This is a genomic window from Micromonospora sp. NBC_01739 (assembly GCF_035920385.1).
Taxonomy (GTDB): domain Bacteria; phylum Actinomycetota; class Actinomycetes; order Mycobacteriales; family Micromonosporaceae; genus Micromonospora.
This window is the reverse complement of the sequence record NZ_CP109151.1, coordinates 1226156-1243384: the sequence shown is the minus strand read 5'-3', so window position 1 is coordinate 1243384 and position 17229 is coordinate 1226156. Positions and strand designations below refer to the sequence as shown.

The following is a 17229-nucleotide window of genomic DNA, read 5'->3' as shown; positions in this document are numbered from 1 at the left end:
CCCTCCGCGTTGATCATGAGGTTGGCGGCAGTTCAGAGATCAACGACTGCCGCTAACCTCATGATCAACGCGGAGGGAGGGGGGCGCGGAGGGTGGGGAGGGGGGTGGGTCAGGGCAGGGCGGTCAGGGTTAGTTCGGTGGCTCGGGCTAGGAGGGCGTCCTGGGGCTGGGCGTCCTCCGTGTGGCGGGTGGAGAGGAGGGCCAGCACGATTGGGTCGCGGCCGGGGGGCCAGATCACGGCGATGTCGTTGCGGGTGCCGTAGCCGCCGGAGCCGGTCTTGTCGCCGACCACCCAGCCGTCCGGGGTACCGGCTCGGATCACCTTGTCACCGGTGGTGTTGCGCTTGAGCAGGTCGACCAGCACCTCCCGGTCCTCGGTGGAGAGGGCGTCGCCGACCGCGTACGCCCGCAGGGAGGTGGCCAGCGCGCGGGGGGTGCTGGTGTCGCGGACATCGCCCGGGGCGGCCTCGTTGAGGGCGGTCTCGATCCGCGCCGGCTCGGTGACCTCGTCGCCGATGTCACGCAGCGCCCGCTTGAAGCCGGCCGGACCACCCAGCCGGTCGAGAAGCAGGTTGCCGGCGGTGTTGTCGCTGTAGCGCACCGCCGCATCGGCGATCGCCCGCAGGGTCATGCCGGTAGCCACGTGCTGCTCGGTGATCGGCGAGTAGGTGACCAGGTCGTCGCGGGAGTAGCGGACGATCTGGTCCAACTCCTCCGTGGTGGTCGCCTTCAGCACCGCGGCGGCGGCCAGGGCCTTGAAGGTCGAGGCGTACGCGAAACGCTCGTCGGCCCGGTGCTCGACGGTGCGCCCGGTGCCGGTGTCCACGGCGTACACCCCCAGGCGGGCGTCGAACTCCCGCTCCAGCGGGCCGAAGTCGACCGCTACCGGCCCGGCCGACGGGGTCGCCGACGGAGTGCCTGACGGGGTGGTCGGCGACGCGGGCCCGGTCGGGGTGTCGGACGAGCAGCCGGTGAGCAGCCCGGCCGTCAGAACGGCCGCGAGCACACCGGTACGGGCACTGCGGGTGGTGCTGAGCACAATCGCATCCTTCCAGCTAGCCGGTGATGACGAACCGGTCAGTTCATCACCTTGGCTATGAAGCCTGCCAAATTGGTCGTGGTGCGGGCAATCTTCTCCTCCAGGCTGATCGTCTCCGGCAGCCGGGCCCCGGCCCCGCCGTCCTTCCTGCCCCGCAGGTAGAGCGAGCAGGACAGGTCACTGCACAGGTAGGTGCCCACCGAGCTGCCGTCCCGGCCGGCTCGACCGGCTTTGGGGGCGACCAGCAGGCTGACCCCGGCCTCCGGGGAAGTCAGGCAGATCGCGCACATGTTGCGGCTGCCTCGCCCGGCGGAGGCGCTCGGGCTGCGCAGGACCAACGCCGTCGGGCGGCCCGCCTGCTCGGTGACCAGATAGGCGCGGTCCTCCGCCTTCGGGTCGCGCCAGCCCAGGTAATCCAGGTCGGCCCAGGGCCGGGTGGCCAGGTCGCGCGGCACGAACAGGCGCTTAGCCTCCCCCTTGCTGCAGTTGACGAAGGCGGCACGGATCTCTGACTCGGTCAGTGCTTCCATAAGGCCAAGGTATTGTTCCTAAAGACTTTAGGCAAAACCTTTAAAGGTGTCATGGAACACGGACCTCGGAGGGAACATGGCACGGCTGGGACTGACTCCGCAGCGGCTCGCGGCCGAAGGTGCGGAACTGGCCGACGAGGTCGGCTTCGACCGGGTGACGGCCTCGGCACTGGCGCAGCGATTCGGCGTCAAGGTGGCGAGCCTCTACTCGCACATCCGCAGCACCCAGGACCTCAAGGTACGCATCGCGCTGCTCGCGCTGGACGAGTTGGCCGACCGGGCGGCCGAGGCCGTCGCCGGCCGGGCTGGCAAGGACGCCCTGGTCGCCCTCGGTGACGTCTACCGCGACTACGCCCGCGAACACCCCGGCCGGTACGCCGCCAGCCGACTGCGGCTCGACCCGCAGACGGCGGCGGCAAGCGCCGGCCCCCGGCACGCCCAGTTGGCCCGCGCGGTCCTGCGCTGCTACGAACTGGGCGAGCCGGAGCAGACCCACGCGGTACGCCTGCTCGGCAGCGTGTTCCACGGTTTCGCCAGCCTGGAACTCGCCGGCGCGTTCAGCCACAGCCTCCCGGACAGCGAGCAGTCGTGGTCGTGGGCCCTGGACTCCCTCGACGCGCTGCTGTCGGCCCGGTCGACCTGCGGCTGCCCCTGACTCAGCTCCGGGCGATCACCTCGTTGGTGGCGAGGCTCGTGGTGCGCTGTTCGATGAGGGTACGCAGGCGCTGCGCATCGCCGGTGGCGACCGAAGCGTCGTACCCGTCCACGGTGGCCAGCACCCCGCTGATCGCGTCCACCGCGGCCAGCGCCGCACCGTCGCGGTAGACCCGCTGATAGAGGTCGCGGTACGCGTCCTCGTACAACTGGGTGAACTTCTCGCTGGCCAGGAAGCGCTCCTTGAGCCGGTGACCACCGCCACCCGGGCCACCGATGCCACCAGGGCCGCCCACGCCATCAGCGCGGGGGCCCTCAGCGCCACCGGGGTCACCAGCGCTGGGATCACCAGCGCCGGGGCCTGCGTTGCCCCGAGCGCCGAACCGACCCTCGTCGTGCGGCCCCTGGTCGGCGCTGCCGCTGAACGCCAGGTTGTAGTCCCAGCCGATCACCGTGAACCGTTTCGCCCCCAGGCCGTACCAGAGGTAGTAGTTGCGGCCGGGACCGGCCATGTCGTCGGAGTTGAGCAGCAGGTTCTGCCAGGCGAGGTACCGGGCGAAGGAGGTCACGTCGAGCCGGTCGGCGAGCTGCTCGTCGAACTCGGCGTCGCCGACCGTGTCCACCCACTTGATCAGGTCGATGACCGGTTGCAGGTCCTGGCTGCCCTTCATGGTGATCTGCTTGAAGTCGTCGGCGTACGCGGTCTGGTCGTCGCCCTGGTCGGTGAACCGACTGGTGGCCAACGCCTTGTAGAGCACCCCCGCGCTGTCGAAGTCCTCGGCGAAATGCTCGTCGGGATGTTCCACGATCAGTCGGGCGGTGGTCGGCCGGTCGTTGACGGTGAAGCTGGTGTAGGCGTACTCCTGGGTCACCTCGCCCGCAGCGGTGAGCAGGTTGAGGGTGACCGCCTCGTTGAGCACGGAGGTGCCGCCGCCCATCCCGCCGACGCGCAGGCTGATCTCCCGGTGGCCCTGATACCGGCGACCGTCCACGTACTCGTCGAAGCGGATCAACCAGGGCAAGGTCTCCGGCTCCTCAGCCCGCAACGACGTCCGGGAAAACCCGCCCGGCATCGCGGCACCGCCCGGCCCAGCCTGACCGCCAGGCCCAGCCTCACCATCGGGCGCTGTCTGGCCACCGGGCGCTGTCTGACCATCAGTCGCGGTCTGCCCGCCCGGCCCGAACTCACCACCCGGCCCGAACTGACCACCCGGCCCGAACTGACCGCCGGGTCTGCCGGGGCCGCGCGGGCCGTCCTGGCCGCCGGGCCGGCGTTGACCATCCGGTCCGCCCGGGGCCACCCGGCCCTCGGGGCCTTCCGGGCCGCCGCCGCGTTGCGGGGTCTGGCCGTTGCGGGTCAGGCCGCGCAGGGTCGAGTTGCCCTTGAGGCGGATGCCGACGCTGGGGATGGTGGTGCCGTCGATGACCAGGTCGGCCTCCAGGTACGCCTTCTCCCCCTCGTCGTAGAAGGCGTCCAGCATCCGTTCGTAGTCGGCGTCGCGGAAGACCAGCTCGATGCGGTGGGCCACCGTCTCGTCGAAGAGGTCGACCGTGCCGGCGATGTTCTGGGTGACCAGGTCGCCGGTGCTGGTGCTGGTGCTGGTGCTGGTCACGTACGGGCGGATCGGCACCGAGCTGAGGGTCACGGTGAGCACCAGCGCAAACGCGAGGCAGCCCGCCAGGAACTTCCAGTAGTGCCGAATCCGGATCGGGATGCGGTGCCGCCAGCGCATCACAGGTCCGTCTGGTCGTAGCCGGTCAGGACGGTGACCCGCTGGCCGCCGGTCCGCTCGGCCAGCGCGTTGATCAGTTCGGCGGGCTCGGTGCCCTTCTTCAACCGCACCGTGTACATGATCTCGGTCAATGCGCCGCCCCGGATGGTCTCCATGCTGACCAGCTCGAACTCGCTGGTGAAGCGGATCAGCACGTCCTGGATGTGGTCGGTGTGGCTGCCGGGCGGCACCTGCACCTTGACCACCTGGCGTTGGACGTTCGAGGCGAACCAGTTGAAGCGGTACATCAGCACGATGATCAGGCTGATCGTCACGGCGGCGACCACCGCCAGCAGGTAGAACCGGGTGCCGCAGGCCATGCCCACGCCCATCACCAGGAAGATGAACCCGACGTCACGGGTCTCCTTGATGGCGTTGCGGAACCGCACCACCGACAGCGCGCCCACCAGGGCGAAGGCGCGGGCGATGTTGGAGCCGACGACAAGCATGATCAGCGAGATGAGCATGCCCAGGATGACCAGCGTCTGCACGTACGACTGGCTGTACGACACGTTGCGGTGGGTGAACCGGTAGACCCACCCGATCATGGCGCTGAGCAGGAACGACAGCGACAGGGCCAGGGCGATGTCGCCGACACTGAAGGTGCCGGACAGATCCTGGAACTCGAACGGCATGGGGTTCAGACCTCACTTTTCACGGGGCTGCCGGCGGTAGCCCCGTCGGCGTCGTCGGGAACGTGGAAGAGGGAGCGGGGGGCGTGACCGAACGCCTCGACGCTCTGGCAGTACTTCGACATGCGGACGATGGACAGGTTCGTCCGGGCGGCCAGGTCGGTCAGCCAGTACGGCACCCGCTCGTTGGCCTTGATCTCCAGCACGGAGTATTTCGGCGGCACGATGAGCCGGTTCTCGGCGTCCGCGCCGAGGTGGAAGTCGCGGTCCCGGCCGCGTACCCGGTGGTCGAGGGTGACCCGCAGGCCGAGGTCGGAGTCCCGGCCGACGAACGCCTCCCGCTGGTAGCCGGTCATCGCCACCGGGCGCAGGTCCAGGCCGCAGAGCAGCTCCAGCACCTCGTCGAGGAAGGGCCGCTGCTCCGGGACATGCTCGATCAACTGCCGCCGGTCGCACAGGTCACGGGCCAGGTGGTACGGCAACGCCACCCGCCGTTTCTGGGTGACCCGGTTGACCCGCTGCTTGATCTCGACGTGCACGATGCTGTCGTCGGTGACCGTGGACGCCTCGCCGTAGTGCCGCACCCGCAGCTTGCGGCGGAACTTCAGCCCCTCGATCTTCTCCCAGTAGAAGCGCAGCCCGGCGGTGTCGTAGTAGACGCTCCACACGCCGTACCCGGTGTCGCCGCCGTGGCTGTCCCGGTCCATCCGGGCGGCGAACCGCTCGCGCAACGCCGGGACGTCGCCGGTCGGCACCAGATACTTGATCTCGTACCGGTTGAAGGCGTGCAACCTGCTCGGTGCCCGCAGCGCATGGCCGCCCCGGTCGTCACCGGTCTCCGGTCCACCATCGGGGGTGGACGGTGCGCGGGCTGGCGGCGGTTCTTGGGCGGAAGAGGGAGCCCGACGGAGCCACGAGCGCATGCAGGTGAGCCGATCTCTGCGGGGACAGGGACCAGCACATCCAACCGGGCGAGGCTATGAATCAGCTTTGCGTTCCGGGTGAACCAGCGGTGAACCCCCGCTGCCGCCGGGCCCTCGCGGCCAAACACCGCCCGCCAACAACTCCCATGTAAAGCTTTCTAGACATGGTGTCAAGAACGCCTTACTCTGAGGATGTCAAAGATTCTTTACCTCGGGAGGCCGTCATGACGCACGAGGAGAAACGCGCCTGGATCATGCTGGTGGTCAGCGTGATCGCGTACGGCGGTTATGTAGCGGTCGTGCTGGGTCGACAGGACGGCGGGTCGCTCACCGCGGTGCCCTACGTCGGCGCGCTGCTCTGGACGGTCTTCGGCGCCATGGTCGCGAGCATCCTGGCCGAGATCGTGATGGGCATGGCCAACCCGCGGGCCTCCCGGGTCAAAGACGTCCGCGACCGGGAGATCGGACGCCTCGGCGACCACGTCGGCCAGGCGTTCGTGATCATCGGCGCGGTGTCGGCGATGCTGATGGCGATGGCCGAGTGGCACTGGTTCTGGATCGCCAACGTCATCTACCTCTGCTTCGTCCTGTCGGCCGTGATCGGCTCCCTGGCGAAGGTGATCGTCTACCGCACGGGTGTCCCGCAGTGGTGAAACCGACACGCGTCACCAACAACATCCGGGCGTTGCGCTTCGCCCAGGACGAGATGACCCAGGCCGATCTCGCCGAGCGGATCGGGGTGACCCGGCAGACCGTGATCGCCATCGAGCAGGGGCGCTACTCCCCCTCCCTGGAGATGGCCTTCCGGATCGCCCGGGTGTTCGGCGTACGGCTCGACGACGTGTTCCAGTACCCCGACTCCGAGGAGGTGGCACCGTGAGGGCCATCGTTCAGGACAGCTACGGCCCGCCCGACGTACTGCGGCTGGGTGAGGTCGACCGGCCCTCCGTCGGCGACGACGAGGTGCTCGTGCAGGTACGCGCGGCAGCGGTGGATCCCGGCGTATGGGTCCTCATGGTCGGTCAGCCGTACCTGGTGCGCCTGGCCAGCGGGGTGCGCCGGCCCGGCGGTACGCGGACGGGACCTGGCCGGGGTGGTGGCCGAGGTCGGTGCCCGGGTGACCCGGTTCCGGCCGGGCGACGAGGTGTTCGGCACCTGCCTGCGCGGGTCGTACGCCGAATTCACCAGCACCTCGGCGCGGCGGTTGGCCCACAAGCCGGCGAACCTGTCCTTCGCCCAGGCCGCCGCGGTCCCGGTCTCCGGGTTGACGGCGCTGCGCGCCGTACGCGACAGCGGCACAGTGCGTCCGGGGCAGCGGGTCATGGTGATCGGGGCCTCCGGCGGCGTCGGATCACAGGCGGTGCAGATCGCCAAGGCGTACGGTGCCACCGTCACCGGGGTCTGCGCCCCCGCCAAGGCCGACTTCGTCCGCTCCCTCGGCGCCGACGACGTGCTCGACTACACCCGCGAGGAGATCGACCGGGACGGCCCGGTGTACGACGTGGTCATCGACACCGGCGGCGACCGCTCGCTGTCGTTGATGCGCCGCGCGCTCACCCCGCGCGGGACGTTGGCGCTGGTGGGCGGCACGTACACCCGGGGTGGGCTGCTCGGCGGGTACGGCCGGCAGATGTTCGGCGCACCGCTGCTGTCCCTGTTCATCAGCCATCGACTGCGCAACGTCAGTGCGATGGAGCGCAGTGAGGACCTGGAGGAGTTGCGCGACCTGATCGCCTCGGGCGCCCTGACCCCGCCGGTCGACCGCTGCTATCCGCTGGCCGAGGCGGCCGACGCCCTCCGCCACCTCCGCACCGGACACCCGGCGGGCAAGATCGTGGTCACCATCTGACGGTCTCGTTCACCGGCGACTGCACCGGCCAGCCGCTACAGGGCTGGCCGGTGGCGAGTCGGTCCCGGCAGGGACGGTCAGTCGACGCCGAACTCCATGGCGGCGCGGTCGAGGGCCTCGTCCTCCGCCGGGGCTACGCCCCGGGAGGCGATGGCCTCCGCGCCACCCTGCGGCATCGCGCCGATCAGCCCGGTCGAGGCCGCCTGGGCGGCGCCGACCATCCGCTGCGGGGAGCCGCCGCCGACCATGCCGAGGTTCGCGTACTGCTCCAGCTTGGCCCGCGAGTCGGCGATGTCCAGGTTGCGCATGGTGAGCTGGCCGATGCGGTCGGAGGGGCCGAAGGCGGAGTCCTCCGTACGCTCCATCGACAGCTTGTCCGGGTGGTAGCTGAAGGCCGGGCCGGTGGTGTCCAGGATCGAATAGTCCTCGCCCCGGCGCAGCCGCAGCGTCACCTCCCCGGTGACCGCCGTGCCCACCCAGCGCTGCAACGACTCGCGCAGCATCAGCGCCTGGGGGTCCAGCCAGCGGCCCTCGTACATCAGCCGGCCCAGGCGGCGACCCTCGTTGTGGTAGTTGGCCAGGGTGTCCTCGTTGTGGATGGCGTTGACCAGCCGCTCGTACGCGGCGTGCAGCAGCGCCATGCCGGGGGCCTCGTAGATGCCCCGGCTCTTGGCCTCGATGATCCGGTTCTCGATCTGGTCGGACATGCCCAGCCCGTGCCGACCGCCGATGGCGTTGGCCTCCAGCACCAGGTCGACCGCGCTGGCGAACTCCTTGCCGTTGATGGTCACCGGGCGGCCCTGGTCGAAGCCGATGGTGACGTCCTCGGTGGGGATCTCCACCGACAGGTCCCAGAACCGGACCCCCATGATCGGGTTGACCGTCTCGATGCCGGTGTCCAGGTGTTCCAGGGTCTTCGCCTCATGGGTGGCACCCCAGATGTTGGCGTCGGTGGAGTACGCCTTCTCGGTGCTGTCCCGGTACGGCAGGCCGCGTTCCTGCAGCCACTCCGACATCTCCCTGCGCCCGCCCAGCTCGGTGACGAAGCTGGTGTCCAGCCACGGCTTGTAGATCCGCAGCTGTGGGTTGGCCAGCAGGCCGTAGCGGTAGAACCGCTCGATGTCGTTGCCCTTGAAGGTCGACCCGTCGCCCCAGATCTGGACATCGTCCTCGATCATGGCCCGCACCAGCAGGGTCCCGGTGACCGCCCGGCCCAGGGGGGTGGTGTTGAAGTAGGCCCGCCCGCCGGAGCGGATGTGGAAGGCCCCGCAGGTCAGTGCCGCCAGCCCCTCCTCGACCAGGGCGGCCCGACAGTCGACCAGCCGGGCCAGCTCGGCGCCGTAGTTGAGGGCACGGCCGGGCACGGAGGCGATGTCGGGCTCGTCGTACTGGCCGATGTCGGCCGTGTAGGCGCAGGGGATCGCACCCTTGTCGCGCATCCACGCGACCGCGACCGAGGTGTCGAGGCCGCCGGAGAAGGCGATGCCGACACGTTCACCGATGGGCAGGGAGGTCAGAACCTTGGACACAAGGAAGAGTATGCACCAGGTCGCATACCCATGCAAGCCGGGGTGGGTGGTGTTGCCGCCTCGACCGACCCTCACCATCGGCCGTTCCGGCATTACATAGAGCAATCGAAGAGAAAGGCACACGCGGATAATCCAGCATCATCAATTCCTCACCCTCTGTGATGCTGAGGAGTCTTTCCGTGACACAGGCCGACCGCCGTTCTCGCCCTCCGCAGGCCGCCGACACCGTCCGGCTGCCCTCCGACTCCCGCGCCACCTCCCTGTTCGCCCCCGGAGACGTCCCCCGCCGACGCGGGTTGATCATCCTGCTCAGCCTGCTGGGCGGTTTCCTGCTCACCGTGGTCTGGTCGGCGGAGTTCGTCGACTCGACCATCGGCGACAACGTGGCCAACACCCTGCTGGGCCACGACGCCAAGGAGACCCCGATCAGCGGGGCCGTGGCGGGCGTGATCTTCGCGTTCGTCTCCGGAGTCGCCGGCACCTTCACCGCCTGCAACATCGCCGCCTTCGGCGCGCTCGCTCCGCTGACCGGTACGGCCGACAGCCGGCTGAGCCGCTTCCTGGCACCGCTGCGTCCACTCGGCTGGATGGCGGTCGGCATGATCGCGGTCTCCGCCCTCTACGGTGCGGTCGTCGGCCTGGTCGGCACCGCGATGCCGCAGTTCTCCACCGCGCCGAACGTGCCCGGGTCGCTGTCGCCGCGCAGCATCCAGTCCATGGTGGTCTACGGCATCATCGGCCTGGTCATGATCTACCTGGGGCTGGCCGCGTTGAAGGTGGTGCCGGACCCGTTCGCCCGGATCTCACAGCGCTACCCGAACGCCCCGCTGGTCTTCATGGGCGCGCTCATCGCCGGCTTCCTGATCGGACGGCCGTTCCCGCTGTTCCGGCAGATGTTCCGCGACGCCGCCGAGAGCGGCAACCCGCTGTACGGCGCGGCCGCGTTCACCCTCCAGTCGATCGGCAACATCGTCGTCATGGCGATCCTGTTCCTGCTGCTGACCTGGTTCGCCGGTAGCAGACTCCAGCGCTGGTTCGCCGCCAAGCCGACCCGAATGGCCACCACCATCGCGGTGGCGTTCATCATCGCGGGCGCCTTCATGTTCCTCTACTGGGACGTCCGCCTGCTCGCCCGCCGGGAGATCATCCCCTGGTACCCGGTGGCCCCCTGGGTCTAGCCCTCCTGGCCCTCACATGATCACACTCGATCCCGGATCGAGTGGCCTCTCCGCCATGGGGATGCCACTCGATCCGGGGTCGAGCACGACCGTGCCCCCGCACGCCCGATCCTCGGATCACCTGCCGGGTGACCGGCGCTCGCTGTCGTGTGACTGACGCCAGTCCCGGACCGCGTCGCGCATCCGATCGAAGACCGCCACCGGCGGCCCGAGCAGCATGCGTCCGCCGCGCCGCCGGATGACCCCTCTACCCGACCTGGACGAAGCCACACGCCCTCATGGTCACGCTCGATGTGGGATCGAGTGGTCATGTCGCGTCCCCAGGCCACTCGACCCCACATCGAGCACGATCTTGCGGCAAGATCACGCAGCATGCGGGAGACGGTCGCCATCGCCCTGATCACGTCGCTGTCCACCCTGACGGCCGCCGGTCTCACCGGCCTGGTCACCGCGCTGACCGTACGCAGGCAGGTCGCCGGTCAACTCGCCGCCGCCCGGGAGGAGCGCGCCGAACAGCGCGCACTGCGCCGCAACCAGGAGCGGCGGGACACCTACGTCAGCTTCCTGGCCGCCTGCGACCGCGCCTACCGGGCGTTGGACACCACATGGGTCGGGGCGGAGACCGCACCGGGCGAGGTGATGCCGTACCCGGCGCTGCGCGCTCTAGACGAGGCGTACAACCTGGTGCTGCTGGTCGGTCCAGACCTGGTGGCGCAGGCCGCCGGGCACGCAGTGCGCAGCATCAACGAGGAGTACGCCGACCAGCGCCGACTGCGCCGGGAGGGTGCTGACGAGAGCGGCCCGTTGGCGGAACGCCACCGCCCCGAGCACCTAGCTGCCCTCAGATCCCGCACCGAGCGACGCGACGCCTTCGCCACCGTCGCACGGAAGTCCCTCCGCGACCGCCAGCCACTGTCATGATCACGCACCATGACGCTCAAAGTCCCCGTTGATCATGAGGTTAACGGCGGAGTCGATCTCCTCGACTGCCGTCAACCTCATGGTCAACAGCCATCGACGGCGGTGGGGGCGCGGCGGGATGGTGGGATGGTCAGCGGGTTAGGCCGACGAGGGTGGCCAGGCGGGTCACGCCGGGTGGGGCGGGGCGACCCCGGGCAAGCTCGGCGAGGAGGGTACGCGCCGAGGGGCGCAACCGGACCTCAGCGGGCGCGACACCATCCGCCGCGATCAGCATCCGCCCCGCTCCGGCCAGGTCACCGGCCAGCAGGTACGCCCGCGCAGCGTCCACCAGGTAGGCACCCCGGTACTCGGGCGACAACCGCCGCCACCCGTCCCGCCGGATCAGCAGCTCGTGCCGACCGACCGCCTCGGCCGCAGCGCCCCGCTCAACCGCCACCACCACCCGCGCCAACTCCACGGCGACCGGCCCGAAACTCGTACCGTACGGATCGTCGGCGACCTCGGCCCGGCTCGCCACGTCCGCGGCCTGGTCGAGCAGCACCCCGGCCTGCCCAGACTCGCCGCAGCTCGCTGCGGCGAGGGCGGCCTGGAGCAGCAGCGTCCCACCCACCGCCAACTCCTGCGCCCGCCGACCCGACGACACCCCATCCCCCGCCGGTCGCGCCGCGACCCCGGTCAGCCGCTGCGCGGCGGCAACGGTGGCCGCCAGCGCCAGCCGCTGCCGACCGGCGAGCCGCAGCGCCTGCCCGATCGAGATGGCCGCCGTACCCGCCAACACCGCATCCTCGCCGGCCGCCGCCACCGCCCGATCGGCGGTCAGCCACCCGAGGTCGGCCTCACCCAGCTTCACCAGCACCGAGGAGGCGACCCGGTATGCCTGCACCGGCAACTCCCCATGCTCCGACCCCGACGACAGTTGCACGGCATCCAGCAGCCCCGGCAGCGCCCGCACCACCTGGGCGTACTGCCCATGCTGAAAGCTCAACCAGGCATGACCCACCCGCCGACGCAGCTCCGCCAGCGGCACCTGACGCGCCGACGCCTCGAAGACCCCGTACCGCGCGAGGGCCGCGCGTACCCCATCGAACCCATCGCGTACGCCGCCACCGGCCAACGGCGGATGCTGACCGAGCAGCACCGCCGGGTCGATACGCAGCACCTCGGCGATAGCCTGGATCACCGAGAACCTGTCGAGTCGACGGGCACCCCGCTCCACCTTGTCCACCCAGCTTTTCGACTTCCCCAGCCGGTCGGCGAGGCCCTGCTGCGTCATCCGCCGCCGCATCCGCCACTGCGCCACCCGCCGCCCGATCGGCACCTCACTGCGGCCGGTCACGCCGCCACCGCCGATCCGGCACCGCCCGCGTGGTCTCCTCCATCGGTACGCGCTCCGCCTCGGCCTGCTCCAACAGCCGCCGCTTCGCCGCCTCCCGCTCAGCCGCCTGAATCTGCTCACCCCTGCCGACCGACTCGTTGTCCCGACCTGGCATCCCCACCTCCAACAGACTCGGCCGTGGAGATAGTGATCAGGGGCTGCTCACCGTCTCATCTGGCCGGAAAGGCGATCGCCTTCCCGAACCGGACGTTAGGGCAGTGCAGTAGTTGCTTGATTACCAGCAGCTATACAGCCAGGCGAATGCCCATCCGACCAGCAAGCAACCGCAGATCATCCGAGACAGCCCGACGCCTCGCCCGCTGGGCAAGGGTCACCACGGCATCGCGGGCAAGCGGGTTCAGCGCAAACGGTATGGGTGCGACCCGCTCGGCCTGTACGAAGGCACCCAGCGCTTCGGCATCCCGACGACCGGTGTCGGCGTACGCCCGACCAAGGTCGAGCCAGTACGACATCTGGCGAATGGTGGCCACAAGAACTTGCGGTCGTACCGTTCGGGACAGCTCGATCACCCGACCCATCTCGCCCTGCTCGGCGGCGATGGACATCTTCCAGAGACCCACATTGGTCGGCCCGAACCCGCACCCGTTGAAACCGCCGCCGTCCACAGGATCCCCGAGGCTCGCCGCCTCACGGCTCGCCTCGGCGATATGGTCCTCGGCGACATCTACACGGCCATCCACCACCGAGGTCAGGGCGGCCGACAGATGAAGCTGACCAAGCATCTGCCGCACCTGTTCATCGCTGGCGTCGTTCTGCAACTCAACCAACGATCGGCCGGCGGCCCGGGCAGCGAGCGAAGCGGACTCGATCGGCAGGCTCTGCACGTACGCGAACCGTGCCGCACCGAGCCACGCGGGTTGCTCGGCTTCCTCGGCCGCGGATACGGCGACGCGAGCCGCATTCAGCGCCAGATGGCGGTATCCGAGGTTCCGCAGACACGTCGCAGCCTGGTACGCCGCTTGCACGAGCACGGTGCCGCCCACGGCAGCGGACTCCAGCAACAGGTCGGGAAGCATCCGCGCCATCGCCGGGTAGTTGCAGATGTTGCGAAGCTGATCAGTACGCGCCAGGTCTGCCGTCAACTGCTCCTGCGTACGGGTCGACTGCCGACGCTCACCGTCCTCGATCTCGATCAGCGCGGACCAGATCGCCGGTACGCACTCGGTCGCACCCTCACGGGCCGGATCGCCCGGTTCCGTGCCCTGTCCGAGCAGATCAGCCACGGTGACCTGGAGGGCTGCCGCGAAGGACACGAGAGTGGAGCGCCGGTCGATGGTCTTCCGACCCGACTCGATCTGTGAGACATAAGGCTGACTGACGCCAGCGAGCCCAGCGAGGACGGCCTGAGACATCCCGCCCCGGCGCATCCGCCAGTAGCGGATCCTCGCCCCTACGGTGTCAGGATTCTTAACCACGCTTACCGCCTACCTCCCGTGTGGTTGGCCTGGTTAGCGGGCGGCCATCAAGCCGCAGATCGGACGCTACCCTTTCTCACCACCGAACGCGACCCATACACACAGCGACAGGGGAATCCTGAGCAGGGATTATTGACCGCCCCGGATTTCTCTGTCGTGCACGAGGAACGAGCTCCTGACGAGGATCAACCAAACGGCCCTCCCTTTTGGATTCAGCCGCCGTTAGCATCCAGGCGTGTCCCACGGCGAAGACATGACAATGGTCCCCACTCACCTGTGGCGCTACGCACAGGATCAGCCATTCTTGGCCGAGGTGGCCGACGAGACGAGACGCTTCCTCGCGGAGTTGGCGCGGGATGCCAGCATTGACGTCCACCTTGTGAAGGCACGCCCCAAAGCGCTCACTTCATACAAGGACAAGTCAGGAAAGAAGAAGGACGACGGGGCTCCGAAGTACTCCGACCCCGCCACACAGATCCATGACTGCGTTGCGGCTCGGGTGATCGTTTACACCACCCGAGCACGCAACGACATGGCCACCCTCATCCAAAGTCGCTGCGAGTGGCATGAACGACACAACCCCGGCGAGACGAAACACAACGGATACGACAGCGAGCACCTCGTCATCAAGGGCCTCAAGGACCCCGCCGCGCAGCTGCGATACGTCGCCCTCACGAAGTTCTTCGAGATCTACCCCGGCCTGGAGATCCAGGTGCGCAGCGTGGCAGGTCATGCCTGGGCAGAGTACGAGCACGACATCCGCTACAAGTCCGGCGGCTACAAAGAGCTGCCACCCAACGACCAAAAACGAGTCGATCAGTACTTCATTGAAGCCGGCGGTATGCGCCGGTACATGGACGAGATCTTCGACAAGATCGAAGAGTTGCTCCGGCCGCAAGGCGCGGATGATGCAGCAACAGCTGACGAGCCCGTGATCGAAGTCGATGAGCCGTCACCGGAGACGCTCGACCCGACTCTCCTAGGCCCGGCATCGCTGGGCGAACTGATCGCCAGCCGTTTCCCAGACGATGAGCCGGGCGACTTGCTGTCACTCTCCGTTCTCATCGACCAACTGGCGGAACTTGGTGTGACCACGGTCGGTCAGTTGGAGGCCGCGCTCTCAAATCTCGGCCAAGGCCAGGTCGCCCGGCTGATGGATTATCCGATCGAGACGACCCGCGTCCGAAAACTGGACGACGAACTGCTCGCCATCTTCCTGGACCGCTATGTCGCGGCTGCTGCCGACGATGGCCGACGCCAACTCCTACGCCTGCGGCTCCGCCGTGTACGGGGACGGTTCACGATCTACTCACTGGAGGGGCCGGGCGACACCCGACGCCCCGTCACCGCAGCGCGGGCGGTACGCGATCTGGCAAGGTTCGTCGCCGAGCGTCAGGGCGTCGCAGCGGCGGCGTACAACGGCTTCATCAGTGCGAGCAGAAGCGACATTTCGCCAGGGTATTTCCCGAAGGAGGTAAAAACATCCGTCGGTCCGGTGTACGTCGCGACGAGCCTGTCTCGCTTCTACGCTGAGAGCCTGATGGGAGTGCTGGTCTCGCGGGTTCCCGGCTCAGGTCTACGGGTCAAGCGAGCCGGTGACCTCCTCTTCGAGGCGCCTCCGGATACCTCCGCCTTAGATCCCGAGACAAGCTGAGGGCCGAGGTCACAACGCCACGATGGCTGCTGTTTCCGCTGGTAGGTCGATGCGGTCGCGGGTCACCGTGACCCCCTCCGCCGTGGCCAGCAGGACCCGTCGGGCCACCCCCGGCAACGTCACCCGCTGCGGTTTGTCGGCCAGGTTGGCCGCGACCAGGCACCCACCCCGCCGCATCACCAGGAACCGGTCACCGTGCCGCACCTCGACCGCGAACAGGTGCGGATCGGACAGCTCCGGCCGGGACTTCCGCAGCGCGATCAACCGCCGGTAGAAGTCGTACATCGCCCGGTGTTCGGGTTTGTCCAGCTCGGCCCAGTCCAACCGGGAGCGTACGAACGTCTGCCGGTCCTGCGGGTCCGGTACCGCCTCGGCGGACCAGCCGTGGGTGGCGAACTCCTGTCGGCGGCCCAACACCACGGCGGTGGCCAACTCGGGTTCCGGGTGGGAGGTGAAGTACTGCCAGGGTGTGGTGGCCGCCCACTCCTCCCCCATGAACAGCATCGGGGTGAAGGGGGAGGCCATCAGCAGCACCGCCCCCACCCGCAACAGCCCAGGCGACAGGGAGGCCGCGAGGCGATCACCAACCGCGCGGTTGCCGATCTGGTCGTGGTTCTGGAGGTACGCGACGAAACGGTGCCCGGGGGTACGCGGGTCGACCGGGCGGCCGTGTTGGCGGTTGCGGAAGCTGGACCAGGTGCCGGTGTGGAAGAAGGCGCCGGTCAGCACCTCGGCCAGGCATTCCATGGTGCCGAAGTCGCCGTAGTAGCCCTGCCGTTCGCCGGTCAGCAGGGTGTGCAGGGCGTGGTGGGCGTCGTCGTTCCACTGGGCTTGCAGGCCGTAGCCACCGGCCTCGCGTGGGCTGATCAGCCGGGGGTCGTTGAGGTCGGATTCGGCGATCAGGGACAGCGGTCGATTCAAATGAACAGCGAGGGACTCGACCTCGACGGCGATCTCCTCCAGCAGGTGCACCGCGCGGGTGTCCGGCATGGCGTGCACGGCGTCCAGCCGCAGTCCGTCGAGGTGGTAGTCGCGCAGCCACATCAGCACGCTGTCGAGGATGAAGCGGCGTACCCCGTCGGAGTGCGGGCCGTCCAGGTTGACGGCCTGCCCCCAGGGGGTGGTGCGGTCGCTGAGGTACGGCGCGAAACGCGGCGCGTAGGCCCCGGAGGGCCCGAAATGGTTGTAGACGACGTCGAGAACCACCCCCAAACCACGCGCGTGGGCGGCGTCCACCAGCCGTTTCAGCCCGTCCGGGCCGCCGTAGGGTTCGTGGGGGGCGAACCAGCAGACCCCGTCGTACCCCCAGTTGTGTTCGCCGTTGAAGGCGTTGACCGGCAGCAGTTCGATCATGTCGACACCGAGGTCGACCAGGTGGTCCAGCTTGCCGATCGCGGCGTCGAAGGTGCCTTCCGGGGTGAAGGTGCCGACATGCAGTTCGTAGAGGATGCTGCCGGGCAGTTGCCGACCGGTCCAGGTGTCGTCGGTCCAGGCGAAGGCCGAGTGGTCGTAGCGGCGGCTGAGGCCGTGCACCCCGAAGGGCTGCCACGCCGAGCGGGGGTCGGGCAGGGCCTGGTCGTCGTCATCGAGCAGGTAGGCGTAGTCGGTACCGGCGTCGGGGACCTCGACGCGCCACCAGCCGTCCCGGCCTACTCTCATCTCGTGGTCGGCGTCGGGCAGGCGCAGCCGTACCCGTTTCGCCTCGGGCGCCCAGACCGTGAATTCGGACATGACGCA

General features: G+C 68.8%; 16 protein-coding genes and 1 pseudogene. 7 read left to right on the top strand and 10 right to left on the bottom strand.

Annotated features, from left to right (window positions below):
* Positions 1–109 precede the first annotated feature (109 nt).
* Together bla and OIE53_RS05560 are read right to left on the bottom strand one after the other, a co-directional pair.
* Positions 110–1042 (bottom strand): class A beta-lactamase, encoded by a 933-nt coding sequence (bla, locus tag OIE53_RS05565; RefSeq protein WP_393338508.1) that lies wholly within the window; start codon positions 1040–1042, stop codon positions 110–112.
* Positions 1043–1077: 35 nt separating this feature from the next.
* The gene (locus OIE53_RS05560; protein ID WP_327025485.1) at positions 1078–1569 is read right to left on the bottom strand and encodes an FBP domain-containing protein; all 492 of its coding nucleotides are present in this window, start codon (positions 1567–1569) and stop codon (positions 1078–1080) included.
* A 76-nt stretch (positions 1570–1645) separates the two neighbouring features.
* On the opposite strand from OIE53_RS05560, the gene OIE53_RS05555 reads away from it, so the two are divergent.
* Positions 1646–2224 carry a TetR/AcrR family transcriptional regulator gene (locus tag OIE53_RS05555; protein WP_327025484.1) on the top strand — a complete coding sequence of 193 codons (579 nt, stop codon included), beginning with the start codon at positions 1646–1648 and terminating at the stop codon, positions 2222–2224.
* Position 2225: 1 nt separating this feature from the next.
* Here OIE53_RS05555 and OIE53_RS05550 read toward each other — a convergent pair whose 3' ends face one another.
* Genes OIE53_RS05550 through OIE53_RS05540 form a run of 3 tightly spaced genes read right to left on the bottom strand, consistent with a single transcriptional unit; the run spans position 2226 to position 5418 of the window.
* Positions 2226–3956 (bottom strand): CotH kinase family protein, encoded by a 1731-nt coding sequence (locus OIE53_RS05550; protein ID WP_327025483.1) that lies wholly within the window; start codon positions 3954–3956, stop codon positions 2226–2228.
* Entirely contained in the window at positions 3956–4630 is a 675-nt protein-coding gene (locus OIE53_RS05545; protein WP_327025482.1) for a DUF4956 domain-containing protein, read from the bottom strand. The genes OIE53_RS05550 and OIE53_RS05545 overlap by 1 nt, the downstream gene beginning before the upstream one ends.
* 5 nt (positions 4631–4635) lie before the next feature.
* On the bottom strand, positions 4636–5418 hold the full coding sequence (locus OIE53_RS05540) for a polyphosphate polymerase domain-containing protein (RefSeq protein WP_327025481.1): 783 nt from the start codon (positions 5416–5418) through the stop codon (positions 4636–4638).
* A gap of 356 nt (positions 5419–5774) precedes the next feature.
* Between OIE53_RS05540 and OIE53_RS05535 the strand changes: the two genes are divergently transcribed.
* The 3 genes and pseudogenes from OIE53_RS05535 to OIE53_RS05525 all read left to right on the top strand — a co-directional run bounded on the left by OIE53_RS05535 (position 5775) and on the right by OIE53_RS05525 (position 7399).
* Positions 5775–6203: a hypothetical protein gene (locus OIE53_RS05535; RefSeq protein ID WP_327025480.1), complete on the top strand. Its 429-nt coding sequence runs from the start codon at positions 5775–5777 to the stop codon at positions 6201–6203.
* Positions 6197–6430, top strand: a complete 234-nt coding sequence (locus tag OIE53_RS05530; protein WP_327025479.1) for a helix-turn-helix transcriptional regulator — start codon at positions 6197–6199, stop codon at positions 6428–6430. Before OIE53_RS05535 ends, OIE53_RS05530 begins: the two co-directional genes overlap by 7 nt.
* Positions 6427–7399: pseudogene (locus OIE53_RS05525) on the top strand (NAD(P)-dependent alcohol dehydrogenase). Before OIE53_RS05530 ends, OIE53_RS05525 begins: the two are co-directional and overlap by 4 nt.
* A 77-nt stretch (positions 7400–7476) precedes the next feature.
* On the opposite strand, the gene argG reads toward OIE53_RS05525, so the two are convergent.
* The gene (gene argG / locus OIE53_RS05520) at positions 7477–8928 is read right to left on the bottom strand and encodes an argininosuccinate synthase (protein ID WP_327025478.1); all 1452 of its coding nucleotides are present in this window, start codon (positions 8926–8928) and stop codon (positions 7477–7479) included.
* Positions 8929–9107: 179 nt separating this feature from the next.
* Here argG and OIE53_RS05515 point away from each other — a divergent pair, with 179 nt between their 5' ends.
* Both OIE53_RS05515 and OIE53_RS05510 read left to right on the top strand, forming a co-directional pair.
* Positions 9108–10106, top strand: a complete 999-nt coding sequence (locus tag OIE53_RS05515) for a hypothetical protein (RefSeq protein WP_327025477.1) — start codon at positions 9108–9110, stop codon at positions 10104–10106.
* A gap of 372 nt (positions 10107–10478) precedes the next feature.
* Positions 10479–11027: a hypothetical protein gene (locus OIE53_RS05510; RefSeq protein WP_327025476.1), complete on the top strand. Its 549-nt coding sequence runs from the start codon at positions 10479–10481 to the stop codon at positions 11025–11027.
* A gap of 130 nt (positions 11028–11157) precedes the next feature.
* Here the strand turns inward: OIE53_RS05510 and OIE53_RS05505 are convergent, their stop codons facing one another.
* From OIE53_RS05505 to OIE53_RS05495, 3 genes are all read right to left on the bottom strand, one after another.
* The gene (locus tag OIE53_RS05505; protein WP_327025475.1) at positions 11158–12363 is read right to left on the bottom strand and encodes a helix-turn-helix domain-containing protein; all 1206 of its coding nucleotides are present in this window, start codon (positions 12361–12363) and stop codon (positions 11158–11160) included.
* Positions 12347–12517 (bottom strand): hypothetical protein, encoded by a 171-nt coding sequence (locus OIE53_RS05500; protein WP_327025474.1) that lies wholly within the window; start codon positions 12515–12517, stop codon positions 12347–12349. The genes OIE53_RS05505 and OIE53_RS05500 overlap by 17 nt, the downstream gene beginning before the upstream one ends.
* Positions 12518–12647: 130 nt before the next feature.
* Positions 12648–13838 carry a helix-turn-helix domain-containing protein gene (locus OIE53_RS05495; protein ID WP_327025473.1) on the bottom strand — a complete coding sequence of 397 codons (1191 nt, stop codon included), beginning with the start codon at positions 13836–13838 and terminating at the stop codon, positions 12648–12650.
* Between the two features lie 235 nt (positions 13839–14073).
* On the opposite strand from OIE53_RS05495, the gene OIE53_RS05490 reads away from it, so the two are divergent.
* Positions 14074–15492 (top strand): hypothetical protein, encoded by a 1419-nt coding sequence (locus OIE53_RS05490; RefSeq protein ID WP_327025472.1) that lies wholly within the window; start codon positions 14074–14076, stop codon positions 15490–15492.
* A gap of 9 nt (positions 15493–15501) precedes the next feature.
* On the opposite strand, the gene treZ is transcribed toward OIE53_RS05490, so the two are convergent.
* On the bottom strand, positions 15502–17223 hold the full coding sequence (treZ, locus tag OIE53_RS05485; RefSeq protein ID WP_327025471.1) for a malto-oligosyltrehalose trehalohydrolase: 1722 nt from the start codon (positions 17221–17223) through the stop codon (positions 15502–15504).
* Positions 17224–17229 lie beyond the last annotated feature (6 nt).

Coding starts and splice junctions, on each gene's coding strand:
- OIE53_RS05560 (WP_327025485.1), bottom strand. CDS start 1,569: ATGGAAGCACTGACCGAGTCAGAGATCCGTGCCGCCTTCGTCAACTGC.
- OIE53_RS05555 (WP_327025484.1), top strand. CDS start 1,646: ATGGCACGGCTGGGACTGACTCCGCAGCGGCTCGCGGCCGAAGGTGCG.
- OIE53_RS05550 (WP_327025483.1), bottom strand. CDS start 3,956: ATGCGCTGGCGGCACCGCATCCCGATCCGGATTCGGCACTACTGGAAG.
- OIE53_RS05545 (WP_327025482.1), bottom strand. CDS start 4,630: ATGCCGTTCGAGTTCCAGGATCTGTCCGGCACCTTCAGTGTCGGCGAC.
- OIE53_RS05535 (WP_327025480.1), top strand. CDS start 5,775: ATGACGCACGAGGAGAAACGCGCCTGGATCATGCTGGTGGTCAGCGTG.
- OIE53_RS05510 (WP_327025476.1), top strand. CDS start 10,479: ATGCGGGAGACGGTCGCCATCGCCCTGATCACGTCGCTGTCCACCCTG.
- OIE53_RS05500 (WP_327025474.1), bottom strand. CDS start 12,517: ATGCCAGGTCGGGACAACGAGTCGGTCGGCAGGGGTGAGCAGATTCAG.
- treZ (WP_327025471.1), bottom strand. CDS start 17,223: ATGTCCGAATTCACGGTCTGGGCGCCCGAGGCGAAACGGGTACGGCTG.